At 64.5% G+C, this 25454-nt stretch carries 20 protein-coding genes and 1 tRNA gene; 6 read left to right on the top strand and 15 right to left on the bottom strand.

The window, feature by feature from the left end:
- Positions 1–816: 816 nt before the first annotated feature.
- Positions 817–1935, bottom strand: coding sequence for a Y-family DNA polymerase (locus QMB55_RS05180; RefSeq protein WP_497587609.1), 1119 nt, complete (start codon positions 1933–1935; stop codon positions 817–819).
- Between the two features lie 78 nt (positions 1936–2013).
- Positions 2014–2190 carry a hypothetical protein gene (locus QMB55_RS05175; protein ID WP_497587608.1) on the bottom strand — a complete coding sequence of 59 codons (177 nt, stop codon included), beginning with the start codon at positions 2188–2190 and terminating at the stop codon, positions 2014–2016.
- Between the two features lie 267 nt (positions 2191–2457).
- On the opposite strand from QMB55_RS05175, the gene QMB55_RS05170 reads away from it, so the two are divergent.
- Both QMB55_RS05170 and QMB55_RS05165 read left to right on the top strand, forming a co-directional pair.
- Positions 2458–3270 carry a threonine/serine exporter family protein gene (locus tag QMB55_RS05170; protein ID WP_497587607.1) on the top strand — a complete coding sequence of 271 codons (813 nt, stop codon included), beginning with the start codon at positions 2458–2460 and terminating at the stop codon, positions 3268–3270.
- Complete coding sequence (locus QMB55_RS05165; RefSeq protein WP_497587606.1) at positions 3267–3740, top strand: threonine/serine exporter family protein; 474 nt, start codon at positions 3267–3269, stop codon at positions 3738–3740. Before QMB55_RS05170 ends, QMB55_RS05165 begins: the two co-directional genes overlap by 4 nt.
- Before the next feature lie 70 nt (positions 3741–3810).
- Here the strand turns inward: QMB55_RS05165 and QMB55_RS05160 are convergent, their stop codons facing one another.
- A complete protein-coding gene (locus QMB55_RS05160; RefSeq protein ID WP_497587605.1) occupies positions 3811–4416 on the bottom strand; it encodes a histidine phosphatase family protein in 606 nt (201 codons plus the stop codon).
- A gap of 40 nt (positions 4417–4456) precedes the next feature.
- Positions 4457–5986, bottom strand: a complete 1530-nt coding sequence (locus tag QMB55_RS05155) for an SLC13 family permease (RefSeq protein ID WP_497587604.1) — start codon at positions 5984–5986, stop codon at positions 4457–4459.
- Positions 5987–6230: 244 nt separating this feature from the next.
- Here QMB55_RS05155 and QMB55_RS05150 point away from each other — a divergent pair, with 244 nt between their 5' ends.
- On the top strand, positions 6231–7142 hold the full coding sequence (locus QMB55_RS05150; RefSeq protein WP_497587603.1) for a LysR family transcriptional regulator: 912 nt from the start codon (positions 6231–6233) through the stop codon (positions 7140–7142).
- Here QMB55_RS05150 and QMB55_RS05145 read toward each other — a convergent pair.
- The 5 genes from QMB55_RS05145 to QMB55_RS05125 all read right to left on the bottom strand — a co-directional run bounded on the left by QMB55_RS05145 (position 7139) and on the right by QMB55_RS05125 (position 14576).
- A complete protein-coding gene (locus QMB55_RS05145) occupies positions 7139–7453 on the bottom strand; it encodes a hypothetical protein (RefSeq protein ID WP_497587602.1) in 315 nt (104 codons plus the stop codon). The two genes, QMB55_RS05150 and QMB55_RS05145, sit on opposite strands and share 4 nt — an antisense overlap.
- An 82-nt stretch (positions 7454–7535) precedes the next feature.
- Entirely contained in the window at positions 7536–10148 is a 2613-nt protein-coding gene (locus QMB55_RS05140) for a response regulator (RefSeq protein ID WP_497587601.1), read from the bottom strand.
- Between the two features lie 288 nt (positions 10149–10436).
- On the bottom strand, positions 10437–11855 hold the full coding sequence (pyk, locus tag QMB55_RS05135) for a pyruvate kinase (protein ID WP_497587600.1): 1419 nt from the start codon (positions 11853–11855) through the stop codon (positions 10437–10439).
- Positions 11856–11888: 33 nt separating this feature from the next.
- Positions 11889–13172, bottom strand: a complete 1284-nt coding sequence (locus QMB55_RS05130; RefSeq protein WP_497587599.1) for a glycerate kinase type-2 family protein — start codon at positions 13170–13172, stop codon at positions 11889–11891.
- A gap of 69 nt (positions 13173–13241) precedes the next feature.
- On the bottom strand, positions 13242–14576 hold the full coding sequence (locus tag QMB55_RS05125) for an MFS transporter (protein ID WP_497587598.1): 1335 nt from the start codon (positions 14574–14576) through the stop codon (positions 13242–13244).
- Positions 14577–14760: 184 nt separating this feature from the next.
- Here QMB55_RS05125 and QMB55_RS05120 point away from each other — a divergent pair, with 184 nt between their 5' ends.
- A complete protein-coding gene (locus QMB55_RS05120; RefSeq protein WP_497587597.1) occupies positions 14761–15933 on the top strand; it encodes a sugar diacid recognition domain-containing protein in 1173 nt (390 codons plus the stop codon).
- 59 nt (positions 15934–15992) lie between these two features.
- Here the strand turns inward: QMB55_RS05120 and QMB55_RS05115 are convergent, their stop codons facing one another.
- From QMB55_RS05115 to QMB55_RS05100, 4 genes are all read right to left on the bottom strand, one after another.
- On the bottom strand, positions 15993–17204 hold the full coding sequence (locus tag QMB55_RS05115; RefSeq protein ID WP_497587596.1) for an MFS transporter: 1212 nt from the start codon (positions 17202–17204) through the stop codon (positions 15993–15995).
- A gap of 5 nt (positions 17205–17209) precedes the next feature.
- Positions 17210–18349: a bifunctional DNA-binding transcriptional regulator/O6-methylguanine-DNA methyltransferase Ada gene (ada, locus tag QMB55_RS05110; RefSeq protein WP_497587595.1), complete on the bottom strand. Its 1140-nt coding sequence runs from the start codon at positions 18347–18349 to the stop codon at positions 17210–17212.
- Positions 18350–18430: 81 nt separating this feature from the next.
- Positions 18431–20116, bottom strand: coding sequence for a formate--tetrahydrofolate ligase (locus QMB55_RS05105; RefSeq protein WP_497587594.1), 1686 nt, complete (start codon positions 20114–20116; stop codon positions 18431–18433).
- Positions 20117–20275: 159 nt separating this feature from the next.
- Positions 20276–21349 (bottom strand): lysylphosphatidylglycerol synthase transmembrane domain-containing protein, encoded by a 1074-nt coding sequence (locus tag QMB55_RS05100; RefSeq protein WP_497587593.1) that lies wholly within the window; start codon positions 21347–21349, stop codon positions 20276–20278.
- Between the two features lie 525 nt (positions 21350–21874).
- Between QMB55_RS05100 and QMB55_RS05095 the strand changes: the two genes are divergently transcribed.
- Positions 21875–23593: a methyl-accepting chemotaxis protein gene (locus QMB55_RS05095; protein ID WP_497587592.1), complete on the top strand. Its 1719-nt coding sequence runs from the start codon at positions 21875–21877 to the stop codon at positions 23591–23593.
- A gap of 83 nt (positions 23594–23676) precedes the next feature.
- Here QMB55_RS05095 and QMB55_RS05090 read toward each other — a convergent pair.
- A tRNA-Arg gene (locus QMB55_RS05090) sits at positions 23677–23753 on the bottom strand.
- A gap of 641 nt (positions 23754–24394) precedes the next feature.
- Between QMB55_RS05090 and QMB55_RS05085 the strand changes: the two genes are divergently transcribed.
- Complete coding sequence (locus QMB55_RS05085) at positions 24395–24961, top strand: recombinase family protein (protein ID WP_497587591.1); 567 nt, start codon at positions 24395–24397, stop codon at positions 24959–24961.
- Positions 24962–24971: 10 nt separating this feature from the next.
- Here QMB55_RS05085 and QMB55_RS05080 read toward each other — a convergent pair whose 3' ends face one another.
- Positions 24972–25376: a hypothetical protein gene (locus tag QMB55_RS05080; RefSeq protein WP_497587590.1), complete on the bottom strand. Its 405-nt coding sequence runs from the start codon at positions 25374–25376 to the stop codon at positions 24972–24974.
- Between the last annotated feature and the right edge of the window lie 78 nt (positions 25377–25454).

Here is a 25454-nt window from a genome sequence, read left to right as displayed (position 1 = left end):
GGGCGTTCCGGGACCGTCGCGCTCGATCGCGTTTGCCGGATGGGCGGGGCAGGGGGTAAGCACCGCGGCAGCCGGAAGACTGCGTCTCGTTTTGACGGCGGAGAGCTTGAATCTCTCGCCTGCTTTCCAACGTGCTTGTGGCACATGCGCCTGGCCGGTTCGGGCGCTGCGGGATGGCCGCGGCACCGGGCGCCGGCGAAGACTACGGGTGGTGGTCGCCCTTCTCCTCTCCGCTCAAATGGCTAAATGCCGCATTACCGAATCCGGTCAATGCGGCCGTTGAAAACGACAGGTGCGTGTAGGGAGTGCTGCCGGACGTCGCCCGGCGCGTCTTGAGATTCCAGGAGGCCCGGAGGCTAGCGTAGCGTGCCGACGGCATGAGCTTCGCCTCGCGCAACAGGCCGGAGGGCAAGCGCGCAGGGGACCGGAATTTGGCTTGCACCATCCCCGTCATCGGGGCGAGGGGCAATCCAGGACGCTGTATTCATTTTTTGGCAGACAGCCAGTCGAACCTTCGTTGGCGGGCCGAAGGCACCATGCACTCCGACCGGGTTCGACTTCCGGACCCTTAAACCCCATATGACTAAGGTCTAAGCTGCTGATTATCCGGAAACAACTGTGCCGAACCGACGAAGCCCATTTTATCTCAGGGGAAATCGTTTGAGGCATTTTTTTTCACGATACGACCTATTATCTTGCGATGTGAAATTGATTTTTCGGTAGCACATCGTGCCCGCTGAACATAACCAGATGTATACAAGAATGCGGTCAGATGATGTCAAATTCCCCCTCCCCCGCCAACGACCGAAACTTCACCTAAAACACCAGTTCGCCTTGGCGTGCGCCCGGAACGACGGCGCCGACCCGGCTCAAAGGCACCAGCTTGCCGGCGCGCACGCCAAGCAGGCGCAGGCGCGCTTCGAGCGGAACCCGCTTCAGGCACTGGCCGGCGGCACGGCGCAGGGCGGCGGCATCAGCCACCGCCGCATCGAGGGTGAGGTCGCGCGTCACGGCGCGAAAATCGGCGTAGCGCAGTTTGATGCCCACCGTCTGGCAGGCGTAGCCCTTACGCGCCAGGTCGTCGGCAAGGCGCACGCACAGGCCGGTGAAGATCTCGCCCAGCTCGGCCCGGTCGTGGCGGGCGTGCAGATCGCGCTCGAAAGTGCTCTCGCGGCTCAGCGACTTGGGCTCGGCGGCGATGACCAGCGGACGTGCGTCCTCACCCCGCGCTGCGCGGTGCATCCACGCCCCGTTCGCCGCACCGAAGTGACGCACTAAAACTTCCAGAGGCGTCGCCGCCAGTTGGCCGATGCTCTCGATGCCGAGCCGCGCCAGACGCTCGTTCGATTTCGGGCCGATGCCGTTGATCCGCTTGGCGGGCAGCGGCCAGATGCGGGTCGGCACCTCATCAGCGGTCAGCACGGTGACCCCCCGGGGTTTCTCGAGGTCCGAACAGAGTTTTGCAAGCAGCTTGTTCGGCGCGATGCCGATCGAACACGACAGTCCGGTGGCGGCGAAGACCGCGTCGCGCAGACGCTCGGCCAAGGGCTGCGAGGCTTCGGCATGCGCTGTGAGGTCGATGTAGATTTCGTCGATGCCGCGGTCCTCGATGCACGGCGCAAGCGCCGCCACGGCGGCCTTGAAACGGCGGGAATAGTAGCGATAGGCCTCGAAGTCGGCCGGCAGCAGGATGGCCTCCGGCGCCAGACGCGCCGACTGCATCAGGCCCATGCCCGAGAACACGCCGAGCGCGCGCGCCGGATAGGTCGAGGTCGTCACCACACCGCGCCCGGTGTAATCGCGCAGACGGGCGTAGTCGCGGCGCCCGTCCGCGCGCGTCACCGGCGCATGCGCCCGCCGCCCGCCGACCACCACAGCCTCGCCGACCAGTTCGGGGTAGCGCAGCAGTTCGACCGACGCGAAGAACGCGTCCATGTCCAGGTGGGCAATCCGGCGCATCGACAAGGGACAGGACAGGCGTAGACGCCAGAGAAACGCACTGCAGCCGGGATTTCAGCCGCGTGCCCGCCCCAGGGCGACGCGCGCGCGCCGGCGCCAGAACGCGGGGCGCTCGAACGGGGTCGGATCGAAACCGGGCTGGCGGAACACCGCCTCCACCGCTCGCTGCCGTGCCGTGGCCTGTGCCGACACTCCGGCCAGGCGGTCAAACCACTCCTGTAGCTGTTGCATCTTGCTCTCCTCGAACACTGGGCCACGCGCATGTGCAGGCCGACCCTCGAAGATTAACCGAATACTGTACGCATGTACAGTATTCGTGTTTTTTGTTCGTACGCCCACGTCGGATCGATGCCCCGGGCAAGGCCCCAACGGTTGGAAAGCCGGCGTCATCCCGATTACCATCGGGGCTGGCGAACTTTTCGCCCGCGCGCTAGACCAACAGCGCCGGCCGCAGCCGATTGCTGCCCATCGCTGCCGCCCTCATCCCAAGGATCATTCATGCCCATACTGTCGTCCGCCCTCCCTCTGAGCGCTCCGCTCGCGCTCGACGAGCCGACCCAGCGCGAGGTGACGCGCCTGTGCGCGCGCACCGCCCTGCTGCTGATGCAGCACGGCGCCGAAAGCGCCCTGGTGGAAAACATGGTGCGTCGTCTGGGTCACGCCCTGGGCGGCTGCGAAGTCGAAATCGCGTTGATGTCGAGCGCCATCGTCATCACCACGCTGAGCGGCGAGCACTGCATCACCACCGTCCGCCGGCAGAAGGACCACGGCATCAACATGGACCTCGTGATCGAGCTCCAGCGCCTGGTACTCGACGTCGAAAACGGACTGCTCGACGTCGAAGCCTACCGTCAGCGTCTGGAAACGCTCAGCCCGGCGCGCTACCCGCGCTGGGCCGTGGTCCTCGCCGTGGGCATCGCCTGCGCCGCCTTCGCCCGCCTCGCCCACGCCGACGCGGTGAGCTGCCTCGTCGCCTTCGCCGCCAGCGCCGTGGCCATGTACGTCCGCCTGCACCTCGCCGCGCTGCATTTCAGCCCGCTGGTGACCTTCTCCACCTCCGCCTTCGTCGCCACCTCGATCGCCGCCCAGAGCCTGCTCTACGGCATCGGCGCAGCGCCCAAGACGGCAATGGCGGCCAGCGTGCTGATGCTGGTCCCCGGCTTCCCGCTGATCAACGCCGTTTCCGACATGGTCAAGGGCTACATGAACACCGGCATCTCGCGCTGGGCCGTCGCCACCATGCTCTCGATCGCCACCTGCGGCGGCATCCTGCTCGCCACCTCGGTCTGGAACGTCTGGAACTGGCTATGAACGCGCTGCTCTTCGCCTTTCTCGAACAGGCCGTCCTGGCCGCCATCGCCGCGGCGGGCTTCGGCGTCGTTTTCAACGTCTCGGCGCGGGTGCTGATTTTCTGTGCCGCCGGCGGCGCCATCGGCCGCGGCCTGCGCTTCCTGCTCGTCGAGACCGACCTCGGCATGCCCATCGCCTGGGCCACTTTCGTCGCCGCGGCCAGCGTCAGCCTGGCCAGCGTCTATGTCGCCAAACGGCTGCGCGCGCACCCCAAGGCCTTCACCGTCGCCGCCGTCATTCCGATGATCCCCGGCGTGCAGATCTTCACCGCGCTGATCGCGCTGGCCCAGATGCAGCAGAACGCCGTCACCCCCGAACTTCTGGCCACGGCCATCAACTCGGGCCTCAGCGCCTGCCTGATCGTCGCCGCGCTGGCGGTCGGCCTCGCCGTCCCCGGCCTCGTCTTCTACCGCCAGCGGCCGCTGATCTGAAACGCGCATAAAAAAACGAGCCGCCCCGGACGGGAACGGCTCGTAGAGCAGGTCGATCGGTGATGGGCGCTCAGTCGGCCACGGCGCTGTCGGGAACGAAGGCGCCGAGGTTGTAGGCTTCGAGGCGCGGCGGCGAGGCACGGTCGGCATCAAACTCGAGGATGGTCAGCGTCCCGGGAGTGACCGGCAAAAGCTGCGCCGGCTTAAGCCCGAGGAACGAAAAGCAGGCCGCGCGCACGACCCCGCTGTGCACGACGGCGAGCAGATCGCCTGCGCCCTGATAAACCCAATCTTCCAGGCCGGTCCGGATGCGATGGACAAATTCGTCCCAGCCCTCGCCCCCCGCTGGCGTATAACGGCCGGCACGCCAGTCGTGATACAGCTCGGGCTGGGTGCTCAGCAGGTCGCCTTTGCGTTCGCCGGTCCACGCGCCCATATTCAGCTCACGCAGGCGCTCATCGCTCGGCGCATCGGCATAGCCGATGAGCTCGACCGTCTGGCGCGCCCGCCCGAGGTCCGAGGCCACCACACGGGCCGGTGCCAAGGCGCGCACGGTGCTGGCGATGGCTTTCGCCTGCTCGACGCCGCGCGTGGAAAGCGGCGAATTGTCGTGCCCTTGCAAACGTTTATCGATATTCCACACGGTTTCGCCGTGGCGCAACAAAATCAGTCTCATTGTTCAAACAACCTTTCGAATCGCTTCGCGTTACGCCGGCTTAAATGCCGTACCCCAGCACCCGGAACCAGGTGAACACCGAGATCGAAATCACGGTCGCACCGATCAGACAGGTCACGATGCCGTACTTGAGTTGCTCGAGCACCGTGAAATAGCCGGTCGCGAAGTAGATGGTGTTGACCTTCGAATGCGGCGGCAGGGTGATGGTGTAGGTCAGGGTGAAGGACGCCGCCAGCGCGAGGCTCACCGGATCCATGCCCAGCGTCTTGGCCAGCGCGATGATGGCGGGGATCATGATGGTCGTCCGCACCGTCTTCGAGGTGAAGATCATGTGACTGAACATGCACATGAAGATCACCACCACGTAGACCAGCATCTTGTCCATGGTCTCGATGCCGAGGCCATAAACCATCTTGTTGATCACCCACTGCGCGCCCTTGGTCGACTCCAGCGCATTGCCTGCGGCATACGCTCCGGCGGCGAAGATCATCAGGTCCCACTTGATCCCGGCTTCCTTCCAGGTCAGGAGCCCGATGCGCGGCATCATGCAGCAGATGGCGGCGATCACCGCGGTAACGTAGATCGAGATCGAGAAGCCATTGAACCACACCTCCTGATAGTCCTCGGTCGCCCAGAGCAGGACGGTCATCAGGAAGATCGACATCGCCTTCTTCTCGTCGAGCGTGATCGGGCCGAGCAAACGATGCTGTTCTTCGAGCTTGGATTTCCCCGCCTCGAAGTCGCTCACTTCATCCTTGAACTTGAACAAGCGCATGCCGACCAGGAAGGTCAGAAGCATGGTGATCAGCGCCGTCGGCATGCCGGCGATCAGCCAGTCCATGTAGCTGATCTGGGCGCCGGCCTGTTCCTCGATGAACTTCACCGAGATCATGTTCGCCGCCGTCCCGGTCATCACTGCCGACGTCGCTACCGCATCCGCCTGCACGCCGGTCAGCATCATCAGTTTGCCGAAGTTGCTCTCGCCTGGAACCGCGCGGTAGATCTCGAGCAGGATGATGCACAGGGGCACCATCAGGCTGGCACGCGCCGTGGTCGAGGGGATGAAGAACGTAATGGCGAAATTGACCAGAATCAGGATGAGCAGCGTGCGTTTCGGCGTCCCGCCGAAATGCATGATCATCCACAGCGCGAAACGGCGCGCGAGATTGGATTTGACCATCGCCGCGGTCAGCACGAAGGCCGACACCATCAGCCAGATGACGTCGAAGCCGAGCGTGCGGAACGCCGTCTGCTCCTTGACCGTGCCGGTCAGGATGAGCGCCACGATGGCGATCATCGAGGTCAGGTAGATCGGGATCGTCCCCGCCACCCAGAGCGTCAACGCCCCGCAGAACACCGCCAGCGCCTTCTGACCGGCCGGCGCCATGCCCGCCGGGGTCGGCATGAAGAACAGCACCAGGAAAACGGCCACGGCCAGGATGACCCCATTCCGTTTCAGAAAACCGGCGCGTTCCTTGTTCTTGTCGCCGTCCTTCCCGCCTTTGGCTTCTTGATCCACCGCCCCCGCGGGCGGACGCTCCGTCATCGCCCCCACATTATCCACTGCCATATTGATTTTCTCCTCCACACCCCCGGCTTGCCGCACAACGCATCACGCGCCAGCGGCCCCGGGATACATCGAATCGAAACGGAGACCGGCCTTGCCTCCACGTTGCGCGCCCCTGCGCCCAGCAAAATTCGTCGCGGAAGGGGCCCCGCGGAGCGCATTGTCGGTAGCCGATCAAAAAAGGTCCAACTTATTATTTGTTGATTTGTTATAAACTTTATTTATTGTTTCGCTCCCGAGCCGGGCCATGAACATCAGCCAGATCAAGACCTTCCTCACCCTCGCCGAATGCCTGAACATGACGGAAACCGCGGCCCGGCTCAACTGCACCCAGCCGGCGGTCAGCGCACGCATCCAGGGGCTGGAGGAAACGCTGGGCACGGTGCTCTTCGACCGCATCGGCAAAAAAGTCCACCTCACCGCCAACGGCGCCGTCTTCTGCGATTACGCGCGCAAGCTGCTCGGCACCCTGCAGGCGGCGACCGAACACCTGCACCAGATGGACGACCCGCTCAGCGGCACCCTCCACTTCGGCGCCAGCAACTTCATCGGCATCTATCTGATCCCGCCCTTTCTCGGCCGTTACCGCAAGCTCGCGCCCAAGCTCGAGTTCGAGCTCGACATCCTGCCTTCGGCCAAGCTGCTCGAACGCCTCGACGCCAACAAGCTCGAATTCCTCATCCTTTCGGACCGGATTCCCCTCGACGCAGCGCGCCACGACCACCGCGACCTCTGCCGCGACGAGATGGTCTGCGTCGTTCCGCCCGATCACCGTCTGGCCCGGGCCGGCCGCGGCACGCTCGCCGAACTGGCCGACGACACCTTCCTGATCAAGGCCGCGCCCTCGGCGACGCGTGCCTTTCTGCTCGAAGTCCTCAATACCCACGGCGGCAGCCTCGGACGCGAGATGCACATCTCCAGCACCGAGGCGATCAAGCAAGGGGTCATGCACGGGCTGGGCGTGTCCATCCTCTCCCGCTTCACCGTCGCCCACGAGCTGGCCGCGGGCCGACTGTGCGAAGTCGACATTGCCGGGCTGCGCTTCGAACGCGGCATCCGCGCCGTCTTCCGCCGCGACAAGCTGCTCTCCCCGGCGGCGCAGCGCTTCCTCGCCACGCTCAATTTCGGCGATGCGGCCTCCGCCGCTCCTGCGCCCTAAGCTTTGACCCGCACGTAGTCGTACAACAGCTTGTAGGCCAGCCCCAGCGTCGCGAGCATCGCCGCCAAGCCGACGCCGGCCTCGAGCCAGGTGTAGCCAAGCGCAGCCACCGAGCACAGGCTGGTCGCCACGCAGCCGACAGCCAGCCACAACCCGCCGCCGATGAGCAGGGTGCGGATGATGCTGGCCAGCATGAGGCGCGAATTACGCGACGTGAGCTGCGGGAACACCGCCACCCGCAGCAGGATGGCCAGCGCCGCGCAGTAAGAGCCCCAGAGGAAGCCCTGGAGCGCGCCTTCGAGATAGTTCATGGTTTTTTTCGTCCAGCCCTGGATGCGCCGATGCTACCACTGCCTCCGGCAAACGGGGGCCGCGTCCGGCGCGGAATCCAGCCTAGTGATCGCGCCGTTCGTGCGGTGCGCAGGCCGGCGCTGTGCCGACGGCGGCACCAGCCTGCGTCAGCCAGGTCAGCAGCGTCGCGTAGAGAACGCCCGGCGTCACCGGCTTGGCGATGAAATCGCTCAACCCGGCCTCGAGACACCGCACCCGGTCCTCGGCGAAGGCGTTCGCCGTCATCGCCAGTACCGGCACCGCCGCGCAGCCGTCGAGCTGACGAATGCGCCGCGTCGCCTCCAGCCCGTCCATCACCGGCATCTGCATGTCCATCAGGATCAGGGCGTAAGACCCGTCCGCCGCCATGGCAACGGCCTGCTCACCGTTTTCCGCCAGGTCGGTCTCAAGCCCGACATCCTCGAGCAATTGCTGGGCGATTTCCCGATTGATGGGTTCGTCCTCGACCAGCAGGACACGCCGGCCGGGGTGTTCGCGCCGGAGCATCGCTTCGGCGTTCCCGGTGAAGGCCGCCGCCCGGGTCGCAGGATCGGCCGGCGCCTCGTCGCGGCGCAGAACGGCGGTAAACCAGAAGGTGCTGCCGCAGCCTGGCGTACTGTGCACACCGACCGTTCCGCCCATCAGTTCGGCGAGCTTCTTGGTCGTCGCCAACCCGAGACCGGTGCCGCCGTATTTGCGCGTCGTCGAGTTGTCCGCCTGCTCGAAGGCGGTAAAGAGCTTGGGGATCGCCTCGGCGGCAATGCCGATGCCGGTGTCCTCGACTTCGAAACGCAGGGTGACGCTCGCCTCGTCCTGCACCACCGTCTCGACGCGCAGGGTGATCTGCCCCCGTTCGGTAAATTTGAGCGCATTGGCGGCATAGTTGAGCAAAGCCTGCTCGAGGCGAGTGGGATCGCCGCGCAAAGGCCCCGGGCAGACGCCCGCCTCGATGTGGAAGCCGAGCCCCTTGTCCCGCGCTTTCTGCGCCAGCATCGACGCAATGTCCTCGAAGAGGCGCTCGATCTGCACCGGACGATCTTCCAGGGTAAATTTCCCGGCCTCGATCTTGGAAAGGTCGAGGATGGCGTTGATGATCTCGAGCAGATGCGCGCCGGCCACTTCGATCTTGTCGAGCTTGTCGCTCTGGGCCGGGGTCACGCCCGAACGCCGCAGCAGGTAGGCCATGCCGGTGATCGCATTGAGCGGCGTGCGGATCTCATGGCTCATGTTGGCGAGAAAAGCGCTCTTGGCCACCGTCGCCGCCTCGGCTTCGATGCTGCGTTTCTCGAGCGCCGCATTGACCGCCTGCAGCTGCACCTGAACCTGCTTGAGTTCGGTGACGTCGTGGATGAGCACGAAGAAGCCGCGCACCTGTCCCTCGACGATGTCCGGAATGTAGTGCGCCCACGTATAGCCGACCGTACCGTCGACCTTGACCAGGGTCCGCTCGAAACGCTGGCGTTCGCCGGCCAGCGCGGCGCGAATGTGCGGTTCGTTCTTGCGGAAGAGGTCCTCAGACAGCAAATCGGCGATGTGAATGCCCTGCATCTCCTCGGGCGACTTGCCGAACCATTCGCGGTAGGCGATGTTGGCGAAGGTGCAGCGCAGTTCGGACGTCCAGTAGCCGACCATCCCGGGGATGATGTCGATCAGCGAACGCATGAAGCGCACGTTCTCGGCCTGCAGCGCGGCCAGCCGTTCTTCCTGCGCTTCGCTGCGCCGGCGCCGGCGCTGGCTGAACGCAAGGCCAGGCAGGCTGACCGCGACCAAGAGCAGGAACAAACCGCCCGCCAGCAAAGACTGGCGCCACCAGACGCCGTAAAGCGCGCCCATGTCGCGCCCCACGGCGGCGACCAGCGACGCGTCCATCGCCAACTCGGGCGGCTGGATGGTGTGCAAGGCCATGAGCCGGTACTCGCCAGTGGCCGCAACCACACCTTCCAGCACTTGCGCCTTCGTGCCGCTCTCCAGGTGGCGGGCGAAGAATGAACCGGGTTGCGCCAAGTTTTTCCCGCTCTGTTCGGGGCGATCCGGTTCCATCAGCACCTGCACGCCCTCGCCGTGCGCCAATGCGGCCCACATGTCCTGCCCGTAGAGCACGGCGCCAAGCTGCGCGCGCAGTTCCGACGGGTCGAGAGTCGCCACGATCACGCCGGAAAATTCACCGCCACGATCGACCAGGACGCGCACCAGATTCATCGTCCAGCTCCCGTCTTCGCTCTGGAAAGGCGGACTCAGATGGAGCCGATCACGCGCGGAAGGGGCACGTAATCGCTGGAAATACGGCTGCCGGCTGAGGTCTTGCCCCAACAGTTCGGGACGATTGGCGGCGATGACCCGGCCCCGGGCATCGAGCACCGTCAAGGCCAGGACAGTGCGCATGACGTCGGTGATCGTACGCAGCTGGCGGCTGACCTGGGCCATTCCGTTTTTTTCCCGCACACGCGCTGAAAGCTCGTCGCTAAGGTTGCTGAGGGCTCGCTCCACGACCAGCAACGAACGGCTGACGTTCTTGTTGATGATCCCTGCCTGGGTGGACAGGTGCTCGCGCTCGCGCCGGTCGATGTCGGCGTATTCCCGGTATTGGGCGCCGCCGATGAGCAGGCTGCCGAGCAGCAACCCGGCGACGAGCAGCCCCCATTCCGTCAGAAAACGACCACGCTCCGAAGTCCTCATTGGCTGTCCTTGCACGCGGAGGAAGCAGAGGAAACGGCGGACCACGCAGCAAGCCGCTTCGTTCGACCCCGTGCCTTTCGACCTCAACTACAAACGATTGTAGTTCGCTTTGCGCCGGAATCCTGCGTCTTCTGCCCTAGGCGACCGCCGGCGGTCCGTACCCGCCAAAAAACAAGGGCAGGACGCCGGTCGGCGCCTGCCCTAAAAAAACGCCCGTCAGCGCTGGAGGAAACGACAACGGACGGTGCAACACGGCGCCCGAGCCCGACAAGGCCCGGGCGACCGGAACTACTTGAGCTGCGCCAGACGCAGCAGATTGGTCGTTCCCGGCGTGCCGAAAGGCATCCCGGCGACGATGGCGATGTACTCGCCGGCACCACCGAAGCCCTTGTCCTTGGCCGCGCGGCAGGCCATGTCGCTCATGTCGCGCACGTCGGCAACCTCCGGACAGCGCACCGGATAGACGCTCCAGGCCAGCGCCAGACGGCGCGCCGTGGTCACTTCCGGGGTCATGCCGATGATCGGCGACTGCGGCCGTTCGCGCGCCATGCGCAGGGCCGAGTAGCCGGAGGTCGTGTAGGCCACCGAGGCGGCCACCGGCAGCGTCTCGACGGCGCTGCGCATCGCCGCGCCGATGGCGTCGGCAGCGTCCGGGCGCGACGGCGTGCGCGTGGTCTCAAGCGCCTCGCGGTAATGCGGGTCGGTTTCGGTCTGGGCGATGATCTTGCTCATCATCTGCACCGCTTCGAGCGGATAGCGGCCCGAGGCCGATTCGGCCGAGAGCATCACCGCGTCGGCGCCGTCGTAGATCGCGGTCGCCACGTCGGAGGCCTCGGCGCGCGTCGGCACCGCGGCCGAGATCATCGACTCGAGCATCTGGGTGGCCACGATCACCGGCTTGCCGGCCTTGCGGCAGGCGCGCACGATGCGCTTCTGGATCGCCGGCACCTGCTCGGGCGGCATTTCCACGCCCAGGTCGCCGCGCGCCACCATCACCGCATCGGTTTCCTCGACGATACGCTCCAGGCTGTCGATCGCCGTCGGCTTCTCCAGCTTGGCGACGATCCCGGCCCGCCCGTTGACGATGCCCTTGATCTCGACCACGTCTTCGGCACGCTGGACGAAGGACAACGCCACCCAATCGACACCCAGCTCAAGGCCGAAGCGCAGGTCGGCGTGGTCCTTCTCGGTCAGCGCCGAAAGCGGCAGCACCACGCTCGGCACGTTCACGCCCTTGCGATTGGAGACGGCACCGCCGGCGACGACGCGCGTCTCGGCAAAGTCCGGGCCGCAGGACTCGACGCACAGGCGCACCTTGCCGTCGTCGATCAGGAGGTCGGTGCCCACTTCCAGCGCCGCGAAGATCTCGCGGTGCGGCAACGGCGCGCGGCGGGCGTCGCCCGGGGTCGCCAGGTCGAGGTCGAGGCGGAAGCTGTCGCCTTCCTTCAGCGTCACCGGGCCGTCGGCGAAGGTGCCGAGGCGGAGCTTCGGGCCTTGCAGGTCCATCAGGATGCCGATCGGGCGCCCGAGTTCGCTCTCGATCTCGCGGATGATCTCGTAGTTGCGCTGGTGATCGGCGTGCGAGCCGTGGCTGAAGTTGAGGCGGAAGACGTCGGCTCCGGCTTCGAACAGCGCCTGGATGGTTTCCTTGGTGTTGCTGGCCGGGCCGAGCGTGGCCACGATCTTGGCATTACGTTTTCTGTTCATTTTCTCTTTCGCGTTTGGCGCCGCGCGAAGGCCTCAGGCCTGCGCCGCACCGGTAATCAAAATGGCCCGGAAATCATTGACGTTGGTCAGCGTCGGGCCGGTCACGACCGAATCGCCCAGGGCACTGAAGAAACCGTGCCCATCGTTGTCGTCCAGGCGATCCTTGGGACGCACGCCGAGTTCCCAGGCGCGCGCCAGACTGTCCGGCGCGAGGAAGCCCCCCGCCGTTTCTTCCTGGCCGTCGACCCCGTCGGTGTCGCCCGCCAGGGCATACACACCCGGCTCGCCGTTCAAGGCCACGCCGAGCGAGAGCAGGAATTCCACGTTGCGTCCGCCGCGGCCCGTGCCCTGCACGGTAACCGTCGTCTCACCGCCGGAGATCAGCACGCACGGGGTTTTGAACGGCGCGCCATGCTGCGCCACCTGGCGCGCCAGCGCGGCGAGCACCTTGCCTACGTCGCGCGCTTCGCCTTCGATGCTGTCGCTCAGCACATAGGCGTCGAGGCCGGCGTTGCGCGCCACTTTGGCCGCTGCTTCGAGCGCCATCTGGGGCGCAGCGATGATGTGCGTTTCGGTGTTCTGCAGACGGGGATCGTCCGGCTTGATCGACTCACCGGCGCCGCTCTCGAGCACTTCGCGCACCTTGGCCGGCAGGTCGATGGCGTAGCGACGGACGATGGCCAGCGCATCGGCGCAGCTCGTCGGATCGCCGACCGTCGGCCCGGAGGCGATGTCGCACGGGTTGTCGCCGGGCACATCGGAAATCAGCAGGGTCACCACCTTCGCCGGATGGCAGGCCGCCGCGAGGCGCCCGCCCTTGATGGCCGACAGGTGGCGACGAACGCAGTTCATCTCGCTGATCGTCGCCCCCGACTTGAGCAGGGCGCGGCTGACCGCCTGTTTGTCTTCCAGCGTGATGCCGGCGAGCGGTAGGGGCAGCAGCGCCGAGCCGCCGCCGGAAATCAGGCACAGGACGGTGTCGTTCGCGGACAGGCCGCCGACGAGGTCCAGGATGCGTTGCGCGGCCTGGAGGCCGGCGTCGTCGGGAACGGGATGCGCCGCCTCGACGATCTCGATGCGCTCACAGGGCACCTTGTAACCGTAGCGGGTCACCACCAGGCCGCCAAGCTCGCCTTCCCAATGCTGTTCGACCGCCCGCGCCATGGCGGCGGAGGCTTTGCCCGCGCCGATGACGATCAGCTTGCCCTTAGGTTTGGCGGGCAGATGGTCGGGAATGCAGCGGTTGGGTTGCGCAGCCTCGATGGCGGTAGCGAACATCTCTTGCAACAAAGCGCGCGGCGAAATTGTTTCGTTCATTGCTAAAACCTTTAAGGAATACGTTGCCGGTCGCTGACGCGGCGGAGCGCCACGCCAGCGACCGAACGATCAGCGATTGACCACCTTGGCCGGCATGCGCAGCACCAGCATGGCGCCGACGAAAAGGATACCGGAGAGCAGATAGAGGGCGACCGTCGTACCGCCCGTGGCGTCCTTGATCCAGCCGACCAGGAAGGGGCTGACGAAGCCGGCGATCTGGCCGAGCGAGTTGATCAGCGCCAGGCCGCCTGCCGCCGCGGCACTGCTCAGGAAGGCGGTGGGCAACGGCCAGAACATCGGCAGGCCGGCCAGCGCGCCCATGGTGGCGAGCGAGAGTCCGATCATGGCGATCATCACGTTGCCGCCGGCCTGGGTGGCCAGCATCAGCCCGCACAGCCCCATCAGCAGCGGACCGCTCAGATGCCAGCGACGCTCCTTGCGCGCATCGCCGGAACGGCCGATCCAGATCATGAAGAGGCTGGCGCAGAAGTAGGGAATGGCGCTGACCCAGCCGACCATGGCCGGCGTCTGGAAGCCGAGGCCCTTGACGATGGTGGGCAGCCAGAAGTTGATGGCATACACGCCCATCTGGATGCAGAAGTAGATGAGTCCGAGCAGCCACACGCTCTTGTTCTTCAGGACGCTGGCAAAGGTGTCCGCGGTCTGCGCCGTCTGTTTGCGCTGCTGCTCGTCCTTGGCCAGTTCCGCGCTGAGCAGGGCCTTCTCCTCACCGCTCAGCCACTTGGCCTGGGCGATGCCGTCATTGAGCAGGACATAGACCAGGAAACCGAGCAGTACCGTCGGCACGCCCTGGAGCAGGAACATCCACTGCCAGCCGGCCATGCCGCCGTGTCCGGCGAAGGCTTCCATCATCCAGCCGGAGAGCGGACTCCCGAGCACGCCCGAGATCGGGATCGCCGACATGAACAGGCCCATGATGCGGCCGCGACGCGACGCCGGGAACCAGCTCGTGAAGTACAGCACGATGCCCGGGAAGAAACCGGCTTCGAACACCCCCGTGATGAAGCGCAGAATGTAGAACTGCTCCGGCGTTTTCACGAACATCAGCAGCGCCGAGGCCGTTCCCCAGGCCACCATCAGCGTGCCGATGACCTTGCGGGCGCCCAGCTTGTGCAGCAGCAGGTTGCTCGGCACGCCGCTCAACACGTAGCCGACAAAGAAAATCCCGGCCCCCAGACCGTAGATGGTCTCGCTCCATTTGAGCGCATCCAGCATCTGGAGCTTGGCGAAGCCGACATTCACCCGGTCAAGGTAGTTGAACAGGTAGCAAACGAAGATAAAAGGAATGAGGTGGATGGTGACCTTCCGGTATGCGCCCTCCAAGACCTGTTGCTGTTCGGCCCCTCTTGCCGAAGTCAGGGTGCTTTCTGCTGCAATAGACATGCGATCTCCTGGGTTAACGAATGGTGCTCGTAATACTTATTTGTGAAGCGGCGCCATCGTAGGAGGAGCAAAAAATCCGGTCATTGTGCACATGTAAGAATTTTTAGCATAAAAAAACCAATCAGACTGGCATGTGCACTACACTGCCGATTCCAGATCGCGTTTCCCTGCGGAGAAGCCTGCCATGATGATCGCCCCACAACTCGCGCAGAAAATCGTCGAACGTTCGATGAAAGTGCTGCCGTTCAACGTCAACGTGATGGATGCCAAAGGCATCATCATCGCCAGCGGCACGCCGCAGCGGATCGGCGACCTGCATTCCGGCGCCCAGATGGTGCTCACCCGGCAGCAGGCGGTGGAGATCGACACTGCGGCTGCGTCCAGCCTTCCGGGCGCCAAGGCGGGCATCAACCTGCCGCTCTACGGCCGAGGCGAAATCTGCGGCGTGATCGGCATCACCGGCGCGCCGGAGGAAACACGCCAGTTCGGCGAACTCGTGCGCATCACCGCCGAAATGATGATCGAACAGGCGCTGCTGACCGGCGAACTGCAGCGCGAACGCCGCTACCGCGAAGAGTTCGTCTTCCAGTTGCTCAAGCGCACCGGTGTCTCCGCCGAAAGCATGTCGGCCTGGGCCGCCCGGCTGGGCGTCGACCTCACCCAGGCGCGCTCGGTGACCCTGCTGCACATCGACGCCCCGCGCGCCGAACCGGATCACCTGCTGCTCAACCTGCAACGCGCCCAGAACGAGCTGATCGGCCGCTGGAGCAACCTCCTCACCGCCGTCATCTCCCCGCGCGAACTGGCCCTGCTCGAACCCTTCGACGCCAGCGGCACCCAGGCCGAATGCCTGCAGCGGGCGCAGAAGCGGCTCAAGGAACTCGACCGGGTGGTCAGCCACAGCATCGAACTCGAGTACACGCTGACCGCCGGCATCGGCCTGCCCGGGCTCGACGGCGCCTCGGCGTCCTACCAGTCGGCGAAGACCACGCTGTCGGTCGCCTGCAGCCGTGGCGCCAAGCAGCCGTGCGCCTCGTTCTACGAATACCCCCTGCCCGTCCTGCTCGCCGACCTCGACCTCGGCTGGAAGCACGAACGCTTTCTCAAGCCGCTCGAACGGCTGGCCAGCAGCGATCCCAAGTCCGGGGTCCTCATCAAGACGCTCGCCGTCTGGTTCGCCAACAACGGCCACCCGACCCTGACCGCCAAGGCGCTGCACATTCACCGCAACTCGCTCGACTACCGGCTGCGCAAGATCGGCGAGATCACCGGCATGAACCTCGACTCGATCGACGACATGCTGATGCTGTACATCGGCATGCAGCTGGCGAGCCGCCGGCCGCCGGCGGAGGAATAAGCCCTGCGCTTGCCGCGACGCCCTTTATGGCTCAAGCCCCACCCTCCCGCCCCCCCGGTTCAACGCTCCGTCGGTTCGGGCAGGCGGGACAAGCGGGGGACGGGAGAAACGGCGAGATAGACCGCCTGGACCGCGAAGCACAAGGCCGAGAAGGCCAGGCAGGCCACCTCGCCGCCCAGCAAGCCGACCGCGGCGGCCAGCGCGGCGCCCAGCGGGCGCGCCCCGTAGGTGGCCAGCGTGTTCAGCGACGACACCCGCCCCAGCAGCGACGGCGGCGTCACCGCCTGACGCAGGGTGGTGGCCGTCACGCTCCAGGACACCGACCCGGTGCCGAGGATGAAGAAGCACAGGCCGGCCAGCCACGCCGACGGCCAGTACAGCGTCGCCAGCATCGCGGCGCTGGCGACGAGCGCACCATAGGGGCCGATGACCAGCTGCGCGCCGGCCCGCCAGCGCCGGATGATGAAGGGCATCGCCACCGCGAAGGTCACCATGCCTACGCCATACGCGGCGAGGGTCAGGCCGATGCCGCCGCCGCTCAGGCCCAGCTGCCGCACCGCATAAGGCACGTAGGCCGTCTGCAAGGCCACGTAAGCGATGTTGAAGAGCATCGAGGTGACCAGCATCGGCCGCAGCAAGGGCTGCTTGAACGCGAAGACCGCGCCCTCGCACAACTCGGTGGCGAACGCGCGGCGCGCGCCCAGCCGCACCGGCCCTTCGGGCAGGCCGATCAGGGCTGCGGCGGCAAGCACCGACAGGCCGGCGGCCAGGGTGAAGGCGACGCCGACGCCGGTCAGCCCGACCAGCAGGCCGGCCAGGGCCGGCCCGCCCGTCAGCGCCAGGCTGCGCACCAGTTCGATCTGGCTGTTGGCGCGCGCCAGCCGCGTGTGCGGCACCAGCGCGGGGATCAAGGCCGGCGTGGCCACGCTGTAGGCCACCGCGCCGACGGTACCGACAAAGGCCAGCAGCGCCAAGCCGAGCAAATCCAGCTTTCCCGCCGCCGCCAGCGCCACGATGGCGAGGAAGGCCACGGCCCGCAGCAGTTCGCCCGCCGCCATCAGGCGGCGGCGCGCGGTACGGTCGGCGAGCACGCCCAAAGGCACCGCGAACAAGAGGAAGGGCAAGGTCTGCGCCACCTGCAGCAGCCCGGTGCCGGCCACGTCGCTGCCCAGGGCCAGCACCGCCACCAGCGGCGCCGCCGCCAGTCCGATCTGCTGGGCCGACTGCGCCGCCAGGTTGGACGCCGCCAAACGAAGGAAAGGTTCGGCCACCGCCCTCATTCGCGCCCTCGCCAAGTGGCCGCATCCACCGCGCCCACCGCTTCCGCCTCGTGCGCCAGCAGCGCCGCCTTGCGCGCCACGCCCCAGCGGTAGCCGGAGAGGCCGCCATCCTGGCGCACCACCCGATGGCACGGAATCGCCACCGCCAGCCGGTTGTCGGCGCAGGCGCGCGCCACCGCCCGCGCCGCGCTGGGCGCGCCGATGCGCGCGGCCACCTCGGTGTAGCTTGCGGTCGAACCGAGCGGAATTTCGCTTAACGCCTGCCAGACGCGCCGCTGGAAGGCCGTGCCGCGCACGTCGAGCGGCAGCCCGCCGTCTCTGCCCGTACCGGCGGGCGCTTCCACGAGCCCGACCACCGCGGCCATCCAGCCCTCGAACTGCGCATCGCCGCCGACCAGCTCCGCCCTGGGAAAGCGATCCTGCAAGCCGTGCACCAGCGCTTGCGGGTCGTCGCCGAGGTCGATGCAGCAGACGCCGCGTTCGGTGGCGGCAACGAGAAGGGCGCCGAGCCGGCATTGGCCGACGCCGAAGCGGATGGTCTCGCCCGCGCCGCCGTCGCGGTAGCGGCGCGGCGGCATGCCGAGCAAATCTCCGGCGTGTTCGTAGAAACGGCCGGAGGAGTTGAAACCCGCCTCGTAGTACGCCGCCGTGACGCTGCGTCCGGGCCGCAGCTCTTCCCGCACTCGCGCGGCCCGCCGCGCCGCCGCGTACTGGCGCGGCGTCAGCCCGGTCAGGGCCTTGAACACGCGATGGAAGTGGTAAGGGCTCAGCCCGGCGATCTGCGCCAGCGCGTCCAGCGACGGCGGCGCTGCGTCGGCCCCGGCAGCTTCGGCGGCCTCGATGGCGCGGCAGGTGCGCTCGATGGCCGCCGCGTGCGGGGCCGCTGCACCGGCCTCTGGGCGGCAGCGCTTGCACGGCCGGAATCCTGCCGCCTCGGCCTCGGCGGGGCTGGACCAGAAGCTCACGTTCTCGCGCCGCGCCGGCCGCGACGGGCAGGACGGGCGGCAATACACTCCGGTGCTGCGCACGCCGTACCAGAAGCTGCCGTCGGCTTTGGCATCGCGCGTCCGCACGGCCTGCCAGCGGGCCTCGTCGCGGTCGTCGGGCCGCGTTTCCTTCGTCTTCGTGGGGGTCATGGGCTCAGGCCTCATCGGGAGAGTATGCCCCGATGATGCCCGCCCACGCCAGCGCGCCGCACTCCGCGGCTTGCGCTCGAATCACGAAAGGCCGCTGATCACCCCGCGTTCGTCGATGTCGATGTTCAGCGCCGCGGGCGAGGCCGGCAGGCCCGGCAGGCGCATCATCGCCCCGGCGATCGGCACCAGGAAGCCCGCCCCGGCGGCGATTTCGAATTCGCGCACCGAGAAATCGAAGCCGCTCGGGCGCCCGACCAGCGCCTCGTTGTTGGTGAAGGACTTCTGCGTCTTGGCGATGCACACCGGCAGATGGGCGAGGCCCAGGCTTTCGATGTGCTTGATGTCGGCCAGCGCCTTGGCCTGGAAGCTCACCGAGCCGGCCCCGTAGATCTTGCGCGCCACGGTTTCCACCTTGCTCTTGATGTCGCTGTTCCAGTCGTAGAGCGGCCGGTAGCGACCGCTGAACCCTTCCGCCGTCTCCACCACCGCCTGCGCCAGATCGGTCATCCCCGCGCCGCCCCGCGCCCAACCGTCGGAAAGCGCGGTGCGCGCGCCGAGGGCTGCGCACGCCGTCTTCAGGTAGTCCAGTTCTTCCTCGCTGTCGCTGGCGAAGCGGTTGATCGCCACCACCGCCGGCAGGCCGAAGTGGGCGATGTTCTCGAGGTGTTTTTCCAGATTGACGAAGCCCGCCTTGAGCGCCGCCAGATCGGGCGTGGTCAGCGCCTTCGGGTCGTGCCCGCCGTGGTACTTGAGCGCCCGCACGGTGGCCACGATGACCACCGCCGAAGGGCTGAGGCCCGAATAGCCGCACTTGATGTTGAGGAACTTCTCCGCCCCCAGGTCGGCGCCGAAGCCCGCCTCGGTGACCACGTAATCCGAGAGCGAGAGGCCCAGCTTGGTCGCCAGGATCGAATTGGTGCCCTGCGCGATGTTGGCGAAGGGACCGCCGTGGATGATCGCCGGGTTGCCCTCCAGCGTCTGCACCAGATTGGGCTTGATCGCATCCTTGAGCAACGCGGCCATGGCGCCCTGCGCGTTGAGGTCGCGGCAGTAGACCGGTGCATTGTCGTAGGTGTCGCCGACGTAGATGTTGCCGAGCTTGGTCTTCAGGTCGGCGAAGGACTCGGCCAGGCACAGGATGGCCATGATCTCGGACGCCGCCGTGATGTTGAAGCCCGCCTCGCGCGGCGTCCCGCCCGGGCGGCCGCCGAGGCCGGTGATGATGCTGCGCAGCGAGCGGTCGTTCATGTCCAGCACCCGCTTCCACTTCACCGTGCGCGGGTCGATGCCCAGGTTCCCCTTCGGGTAGTAGACGTTGTTGTCGATCAGCGCCGCCAGCAGGTTGTTGGCTTTCTCGATCGCCGCGAAGTCGCCCGTGAAATGCAGGTTGATGTCTTCCATCGGCACCACCTGCGAATGGCCGCCGCCCGTGGCCCCGCCCTTGATGCCGAACACCGGCCCGAGCGACGGTTCGCGCAGCACCACCGTGGTCTTCTTGCCGATGCGGTTGAGGCCATCGGTGAGGCCCACCGATACCGTGGTCTTGCCCTCGCCCGGCGGCGTCGGCGTAATCGCCGTCACCAGCACCAGCTTGGCTTTTTCCACCTTGGCCGGGTCGATCAGATCGAGCGGCAGCTTGGCCTTGTATTTGCCGTAGTGCTCGAGCACTTCGGGATCGACGCCCAGACCGCGGGCGATGTCGTTGATGTGAGGGAGTACGGCGCCTTGCGCGATTTCCAGGTCGCTTTTGACGATTTTCGAAATCATGTTTCATTCCTTGTGAGCGGGAGCCTCACATTCTATCGGATGCGCGCCCTGCGCAGCCCGCAGAACGCCTGCAATCGGCCTCGGAGGCGTGCTACAGCGGCACCGGCGAAGCGCCTTGCGTGCCGGTTCGACGCGCACCGCAGGCCAACGCCCGGTTCGTCAGTTCGCGGGCGAGGCCGCCAGCTTCTTGCCGCCGTCGCGCAGCTGGAGGCGTTCGAAGGCCACGATGAGCGGCACCGACAGGGCCAAGGGAATCATGAGGTACATCAGGCGCCAGATGAGGAGCGCGGCGACGGTGTCGGATGGGGGCACCGAAGGCAAAAGCGCCAGGAAGACGGCTTCCATGACGCCGATCCCGCCCGGGGTCTGCGACAGCAAACCCGCCGAGAACGAGAGCATGAAGGCGCCGAGGACCACCAGGAAACCGGGGTTCCCCGTCTCCGGCAGCACGAAGTAAATGATGCCCGCCGCGGCGATCAGCTCCAGCGGCGCGGCGATCAGCTGCCGAACCACCACGGGCAGACGCGGATAGACGATATGCACCGAGCGGAAATGCAGCGGCTTGAAGTGGCGCCACGAGCCAAGCACGTAAAGCGCGCACAGCCCCAGCATCGTCGCCCCCACCGCCTGAACCACCCCCGCGGGCAGGTCGAGCCGCGGGATGAGCGTGGCCAAGGGCTGGACGATCTCCGGCTCGACGAACAGGACAAAACCCGTCAACAGCACGGTGCCGTAGGCAAAGGTGAATGAACACAAGGCGACGAGGATGGCGACTTCTGCCGCGCTGAGCCCGCAGGAGCCGTAGGCCCGCAGGCGCACCAGCCCGCCCGACAGCACCGAGGCCCCGATGTTGTGCCCCAGCGCATAGGTCACGAACGAGCACGAGGCCACGAAAGGCCAGGAAATCTCGTCCTGGCGATTGAGGTGGATCAGCGCAATGCGGTCGTACCACGCCAACGCCGCGTAGGCCAGCAGCGCCGACGCTGCGGCCAGCATATAGCTCGCCTTGGAAACGTTGCAGATGCTGCTGCCGATCGATTCGGCAATGACCTTGAGGCTGACCCAGAACCCGCCCGAGACCAGCAGCGCGCGCGCGGCCGGGTCGCTCGCAACTTCAGCGCACAACTTCAAGTACAAGAGCCAGAGCGACCAGGCCACGACGCCAAAAACGACGGACAACCAGAAGATTTTTTTGGCTCGCGGAAACCAGGGGGGCGTTAAAAAAGCGCTCATGAACAACGGCTCGAAAGTGCGGCGGGAGAAGCTGCGGGAGTACTGAAATGCAGTCCGGATGCCGGGATCAGGCGCCCCGCGACAACGGTCGCCGGGCACGAAAACGCAGCATGCCCCTACTGGGCGCTGCGTTTTTACCACAAAAAAACCCATTCACAAATCAAACGAAGGTCATAGCCCGGAGCGGGCGCCTTCGTGCCCCCGGACCCTTGTCGAAACACAAGCGCTTGGCTCCGGAAAATTGCCCCGTCGTTGGCTGAAAGACATTTGTCGTTCCAAGGGCTTGGTAACCGTAAAACAATTATTGCCCACACCAAAATTGTGGACTTAGATTTGGTTACGGAGGACGCGGCATCAGAAAAGGCGCCGCAAAGCCTGGCCCGTGCCGGCCGTCATGCTTTCCGTGGCGACCTGCGCGCCATCACCTCCCCTCGATTGTTTTGGACAGTTTGTAACCCGGGAGTCGTCTCAGATCAATCTGAAAGAACGTTCCATCGACTGTTTTTCAAGCCCTGAATCAAAGTCGTGCACGCAGGAATCCGTATCAATCAAACCGCCGCGGGAGCAGCAATGACAATTCAAAAAAAATTACTTCTTCTGATTGCTGTCAGTTGCTTGGCAATTCTGATTGTGGGTGGGGTCGGCGTCATTGGCCTCGCCAAGAATAACGCCGCGATTGCCGACATCGGGCACAATCGGATGCCATCGGTCAATTACCTTCTGGTCATCAAAGAAGCCATCACTGACCTGTCTCGCAACCTCTACACCTTTACCGCTGCGGATCGCCTCCCTTCCTTGGAAAAGAAAAAGGCAGAGATCGAAATTGCCTACACCCGCAAGCTGGATGCGATCAAACGCGCGGAAAACGCGATCAAACAATACCAAGCCTTGCCTGCGGATGCAGAAGAACAGGCCGCTTGGAATAAATTTCACGGGACATGGAACAACTGGTTTGAACTGGAGAAAAAAGTACTCACCATCCACAAATCCACGATCGACAATCTAAGCGACGAGTCCTTGCGCAATGCGGCCAATGAGCACCAAAAAATGGTGGAAACACGTCGCGCAATCACTCGCGAACTTGGCGAAAGCCTTCAAGCCATCATCGAATTAAATACAAGGGAAGCAAAAAAGAGTGTGGATTTCGCGCTCAATGCCGCCAGTTTTGCGCAGACGGCAGCCATTTCGGTTTTCTTTGCTGCTGTCGTCTCCTTGGTGCTTTTCGGTCTCGCCCTCGGAAAATCGATCGTCTCTCCTTTGAATGAAACGGTCAGCACCATGGAAAAAGTTTCTGCTGGCGATCTCACCGTGCGCATCCAAGTCGACACATCCCGCAAGGATGAACTGGCACGCCTGCAGCGTGCAACGGTGACGATGGTCTCCGAACTTTCCAGAATGCTGCGCGACCTTCAAGCACAGTCCGTGGATCTTGGAAACGCATCCAACGGGCTCAACGCGATTTCTGCCCAGGTTCTCAAAGGCTCCGAAGAACAGTCGGAGTCCACCGCCTCGATGGCAGCAGCACTGGAAGAAATGTCGACGAGCATCACGCACGTCTCGGACTTGTCCGCCGAAGCGCAACGCATTTCGAGCGAATCGGGCCAAGCAGCCCAAAAAGGCTCTGAACAGATCCACGCCATGGTCCATGACATCGGCCTCATCGCCCGATCCATAGAAACCGCTGCACAATCGGCCGAGGCGCTTCAAAAGGCTTCGGACCAAGTCTCCAATGTCACTGCCGTGATCAAGGAAGTGGCCGACCAGACCAATCTGCTGGCCCTAAATGCGGCCATTGAAGCCGCCCGCGCCGGAGAACAAGGCCGCGGCTTTGCGGTGGTTGCCGATGAAGTTCGAAAACTAGCGGAGAAAACCGGCACCTCGGCCCAAGAGATCGCCACCATGATTACATCCATGCAGCAAGGCGCTCAAGCCATGGCTTCGCAAATGACCTTGTCGGTCGAGCAAGTGAAAGCAGGCATGGCCATTGCAGAAAAAACTGGCGCCTCCATCGAGGCCATCCTCGGAGGCGCAACGCAGGTGGTCGCGATCGTGGACGATGTCTCCCGCGCACTCAGAGAGCAAGCCGTCGCCAGCCAGGACATTGCAGGGCGCGTCGAAACCATCGCGCAGATGATCGACGGCAACAACCACTCCATGGAAACGGTGGCCGACACCGCCACTCAACTCGATCACCTGGCAATCCGCTTGCGAGATGACGTCGGACGGTTCCAGATTGCGCATTAGCCAAAACAAATCATCCCGCACCGGCACGGGTTTGCGCAAAATAAAAATGGGCTAGGTGATGATCACCTAGCCCATTCAATTCTTGGCGCGCCCGGAGCGATTCGAACGCCCGACCCCTTGGTTCGTAGCCAAGTACTCTATCCAACTGAGCTACGGGCGCGCTGCCAAAAAACAAAAACCAACCTGTCGGCCGGCTCTCGATTTTGAACTGGCGCGCCCGAGACGATTCGAGGAACCAGAGATAAATCTCTTGTCTTTGAAGCACTTACGACGGCCAGTCAAAACAGCTGTGTAACAGGTTTGTGGTGCTATCCTGCACCGCAGGGTGCGCATTCTCTCACAATAATCACCTAGAAGCGAAAAATACCTCGACTACAGTTCTATCGGAGGCTCTTCTGCTCTCGCCAGCCGAACGCCCCAGAGCGTTACGCCCTCCAAACGTGTCCTCAACCGACAAGCAAGGGCAGAATGTTTTGCTGGGAAAATCCGAGAGGGCATACGATATTCTCGCTCCTGAGAACTCCCCCCGTATGGGGTAAGTCACCTCCCATCTTGTGCCCATCACCTTACGGGCCGGGCCCCTTCTTAAGCTGAGTGGAACGCCCGAGGCATCACGGGTCACGACCACAAACAGCCTTCTTCCTTGTGTCCTGGTGCCGTCGTCAGTGTGGGGTGTAGGCCAGCCTGACGTCAGCCAGGCCCCTTCAGGTGCGTAGGGATAGGGTCCATTTTGGATTTTCTTGACACAAGCCATTGTACGTCTTAGAGTCTTTCCTGACACTTCAACCAGGGAAGACCTCCATGAGCAAAGGCAAGCACATTGGCTACGTCCGTGTCTCGACACTGGACCAGAACACCGACAGGCAGCTTGAAGGCGTCCCTCTCGATAAGACCTTCACCGACAAGGCCAGCGGGAAGGATGTCGCCCGCCCCGAACTACAGACCGCCTTGGACTACCTCCGGGAGGGGGACACCTTCCACGTTCATTCGATGGACCGTCTCGCCCGTAACGTTGATGACCTCCGGGGCATCGTCAAGGGGCTGACCGGAAGGGGCGTCGTGGTTCGCTTCCACAAGGAAGGGTTGACCTTCACCGGGGATGACTCGCCCATGTCGCACCTGCTACTGACGATGCTGGGAGCGGTGGCTGAGTTTGAGCGGTCCTTGATCCGTGAGCGGCAGCGGGAGGGCATCGCCATCGCCAAGGCCAAGGGCGTCTATAAGGGACGCAAGAAGGCCCTTACAGCGGCCCAGGTGGAGGAACTGAAGGCCAAGGCAGGGGAGCCCAAGAGCAACAAGGCGGCCCTCGCCAAGGAGTACGGTATCAGCCGGGAGACCCTGTATCAGTATCTGAAGGCGTCTGCCTGATTCCCTGTTTTTACGGTCGATTCAGTTTTTTACGGTACAGAATCACTTCCTTCACGAGCTTGTCACGTGACAACCAAGCCAGTTCTGACCACAGAATCGGAATGCTTACGATAATGACATGCAGCGTCGATTTGGTGACGGGGCTTAAGAGGAGCGACACAAGGGCCAGGACGATGGACAGAATAAAGATGACAAGCAAGGCGGCAGCCTTCTGCATCTCGTAAGTAATTTGCATATCGTCCCAGCGGAGTCTTTTAATTTTGCTGAGTTCTTTTGCGCGGCGAGTTCTTAGGAATATTTTTGTGCGCGCCCACAGCGGCCTAAATAACCGTGGGAGCAAAATGATGACCACAGCGGGGAAAAAGCTACTAAACCACCACGAAGGGTCTGCAAGGTTGGCCAGGATTGTTTCCATAGAAGCCTCTACAGTCACATTCTGAAAGCATAGTATTCGACAATCCTGTTCACGACAACTTGACGGCATTTTCCTTGA

Origin of the sequence: Propionivibrio sp., from assembly GCF_041441355.1 — a bacterium.
GTDB lineage: Bacteria > Pseudomonadota > Gammaproteobacteria > Burkholderiales > Rhodocyclaceae > Propionivibrio.
Note: the sequence above shows the minus strand (reverse complement) of the source record. Positions and strands in the feature narration are given on the sequence as shown.

What these genes read in the sequence shown, in the direction of transcription:
- QMB55_RS05180 (WP_497587609.1), bottom strand. Translation starts at nt 1,935, where the DNA reads ATGGACGCGTTCTTCGCGTCGGTCGAACTGCTGCGCTACCCCGAACTG.
- QMB55_RS05175 (WP_497587608.1), bottom strand. Translation starts at nt 2,190, where the DNA reads ATGCAACAGCTACAGGAGTGGTTTGACCGCCTGGCCGGAGTGTCGGCA.
- QMB55_RS05170 (WP_497587607.1), top strand. Translation starts at nt 2,458, where the DNA reads ATGCCCATACTGTCGTCCGCCCTCCCTCTGAGCGCTCCGCTCGCGCTC.
- QMB55_RS05165 (WP_497587606.1), top strand. Translation starts at nt 3,267, where the DNA reads ATGAACGCGCTGCTCTTCGCCTTTCTCGAACAGGCCGTCCTGGCCGCC.
- QMB55_RS05160 (WP_497587605.1), bottom strand. Translation starts at nt 4,416, where the DNA reads ATGAGACTGATTTTGTTGCGCCACGGCGAAACCGTGTGGAATATCGAT.
- QMB55_RS05155 (WP_497587604.1), bottom strand. Translation starts at nt 5,986, where the DNA reads ATGGCAGTGGATAATGTGGGGGCGATGACGGAGCGTCCGCCCGCGGGG.
- QMB55_RS05150 (WP_497587603.1), top strand. Translation starts at nt 6,231, where the DNA reads ATGAACATCAGCCAGATCAAGACCTTCCTCACCCTCGCCGAATGCCTG.
- QMB55_RS05145 (WP_497587602.1), bottom strand. Translation starts at nt 7,453, where the DNA reads ATGAACTATCTCGAAGGCGCGCTCCAGGGCTTCCTCTGGGGCTCTTAC.
- QMB55_RS05140 (WP_497587601.1), bottom strand. Translation starts at nt 10,148, where the DNA reads ATGAGGACTTCGGAGCGTGGTCGTTTTCTGACGGAATGGGGGCTGCTC.
- pyk (WP_497587600.1), bottom strand. Translation starts at nt 11,855, where the DNA reads ATGAACAGAAAACGTAATGCCAAGATCGTGGCCACGCTCGGCCCGGCC.
- QMB55_RS05130 (WP_497587599.1), bottom strand. Translation starts at nt 13,172, where the DNA reads ATGAACGAAACAATTTCGCCGCGCGCTTTGTTGCAAGAGATGTTCGCT.
- QMB55_RS05125 (WP_497587598.1), bottom strand. Translation starts at nt 14,576, where the DNA reads ATGTCTATTGCAGCAGAAAGCACCCTGACTTCGGCAAGAGGGGCCGAA.
- QMB55_RS05120 (WP_497587597.1), top strand. Translation starts at nt 14,761, where the DNA reads ATGATGATCGCCCCACAACTCGCGCAGAAAATCGTCGAACGTTCGATG.
- ada (WP_497587595.1), bottom strand. Translation starts at nt 18,349, where the DNA reads ATGACCCCCACGAAGACGAAGGAAACGCGGCCCGACGACCGCGACGAG.
- QMB55_RS05105 (WP_497587594.1), bottom strand. Translation starts at nt 20,116, where the DNA reads ATGATTTCGAAAATCGTCAAAAGCGACCTGGAAATCGCGCAAGGCGCC.
- QMB55_RS05100 (WP_497587593.1), bottom strand. Translation starts at nt 21,349, where the DNA reads ATGAGCGCTTTTTTAACGCCCCCCTGGTTTCCGCGAGCCAAAAAAATC.
- QMB55_RS05085 (WP_497587591.1), top strand. Translation starts at nt 24,395, where the DNA reads ATGAGCAAAGGCAAGCACATTGGCTACGTCCGTGTCTCGACACTGGAC.
- QMB55_RS05080 (WP_497587590.1), bottom strand. Translation starts at nt 25,376, where the DNA reads ATGGAAACAATCCTGGCCAACCTTGCAGACCCTTCGTGGTGGTTTAGT.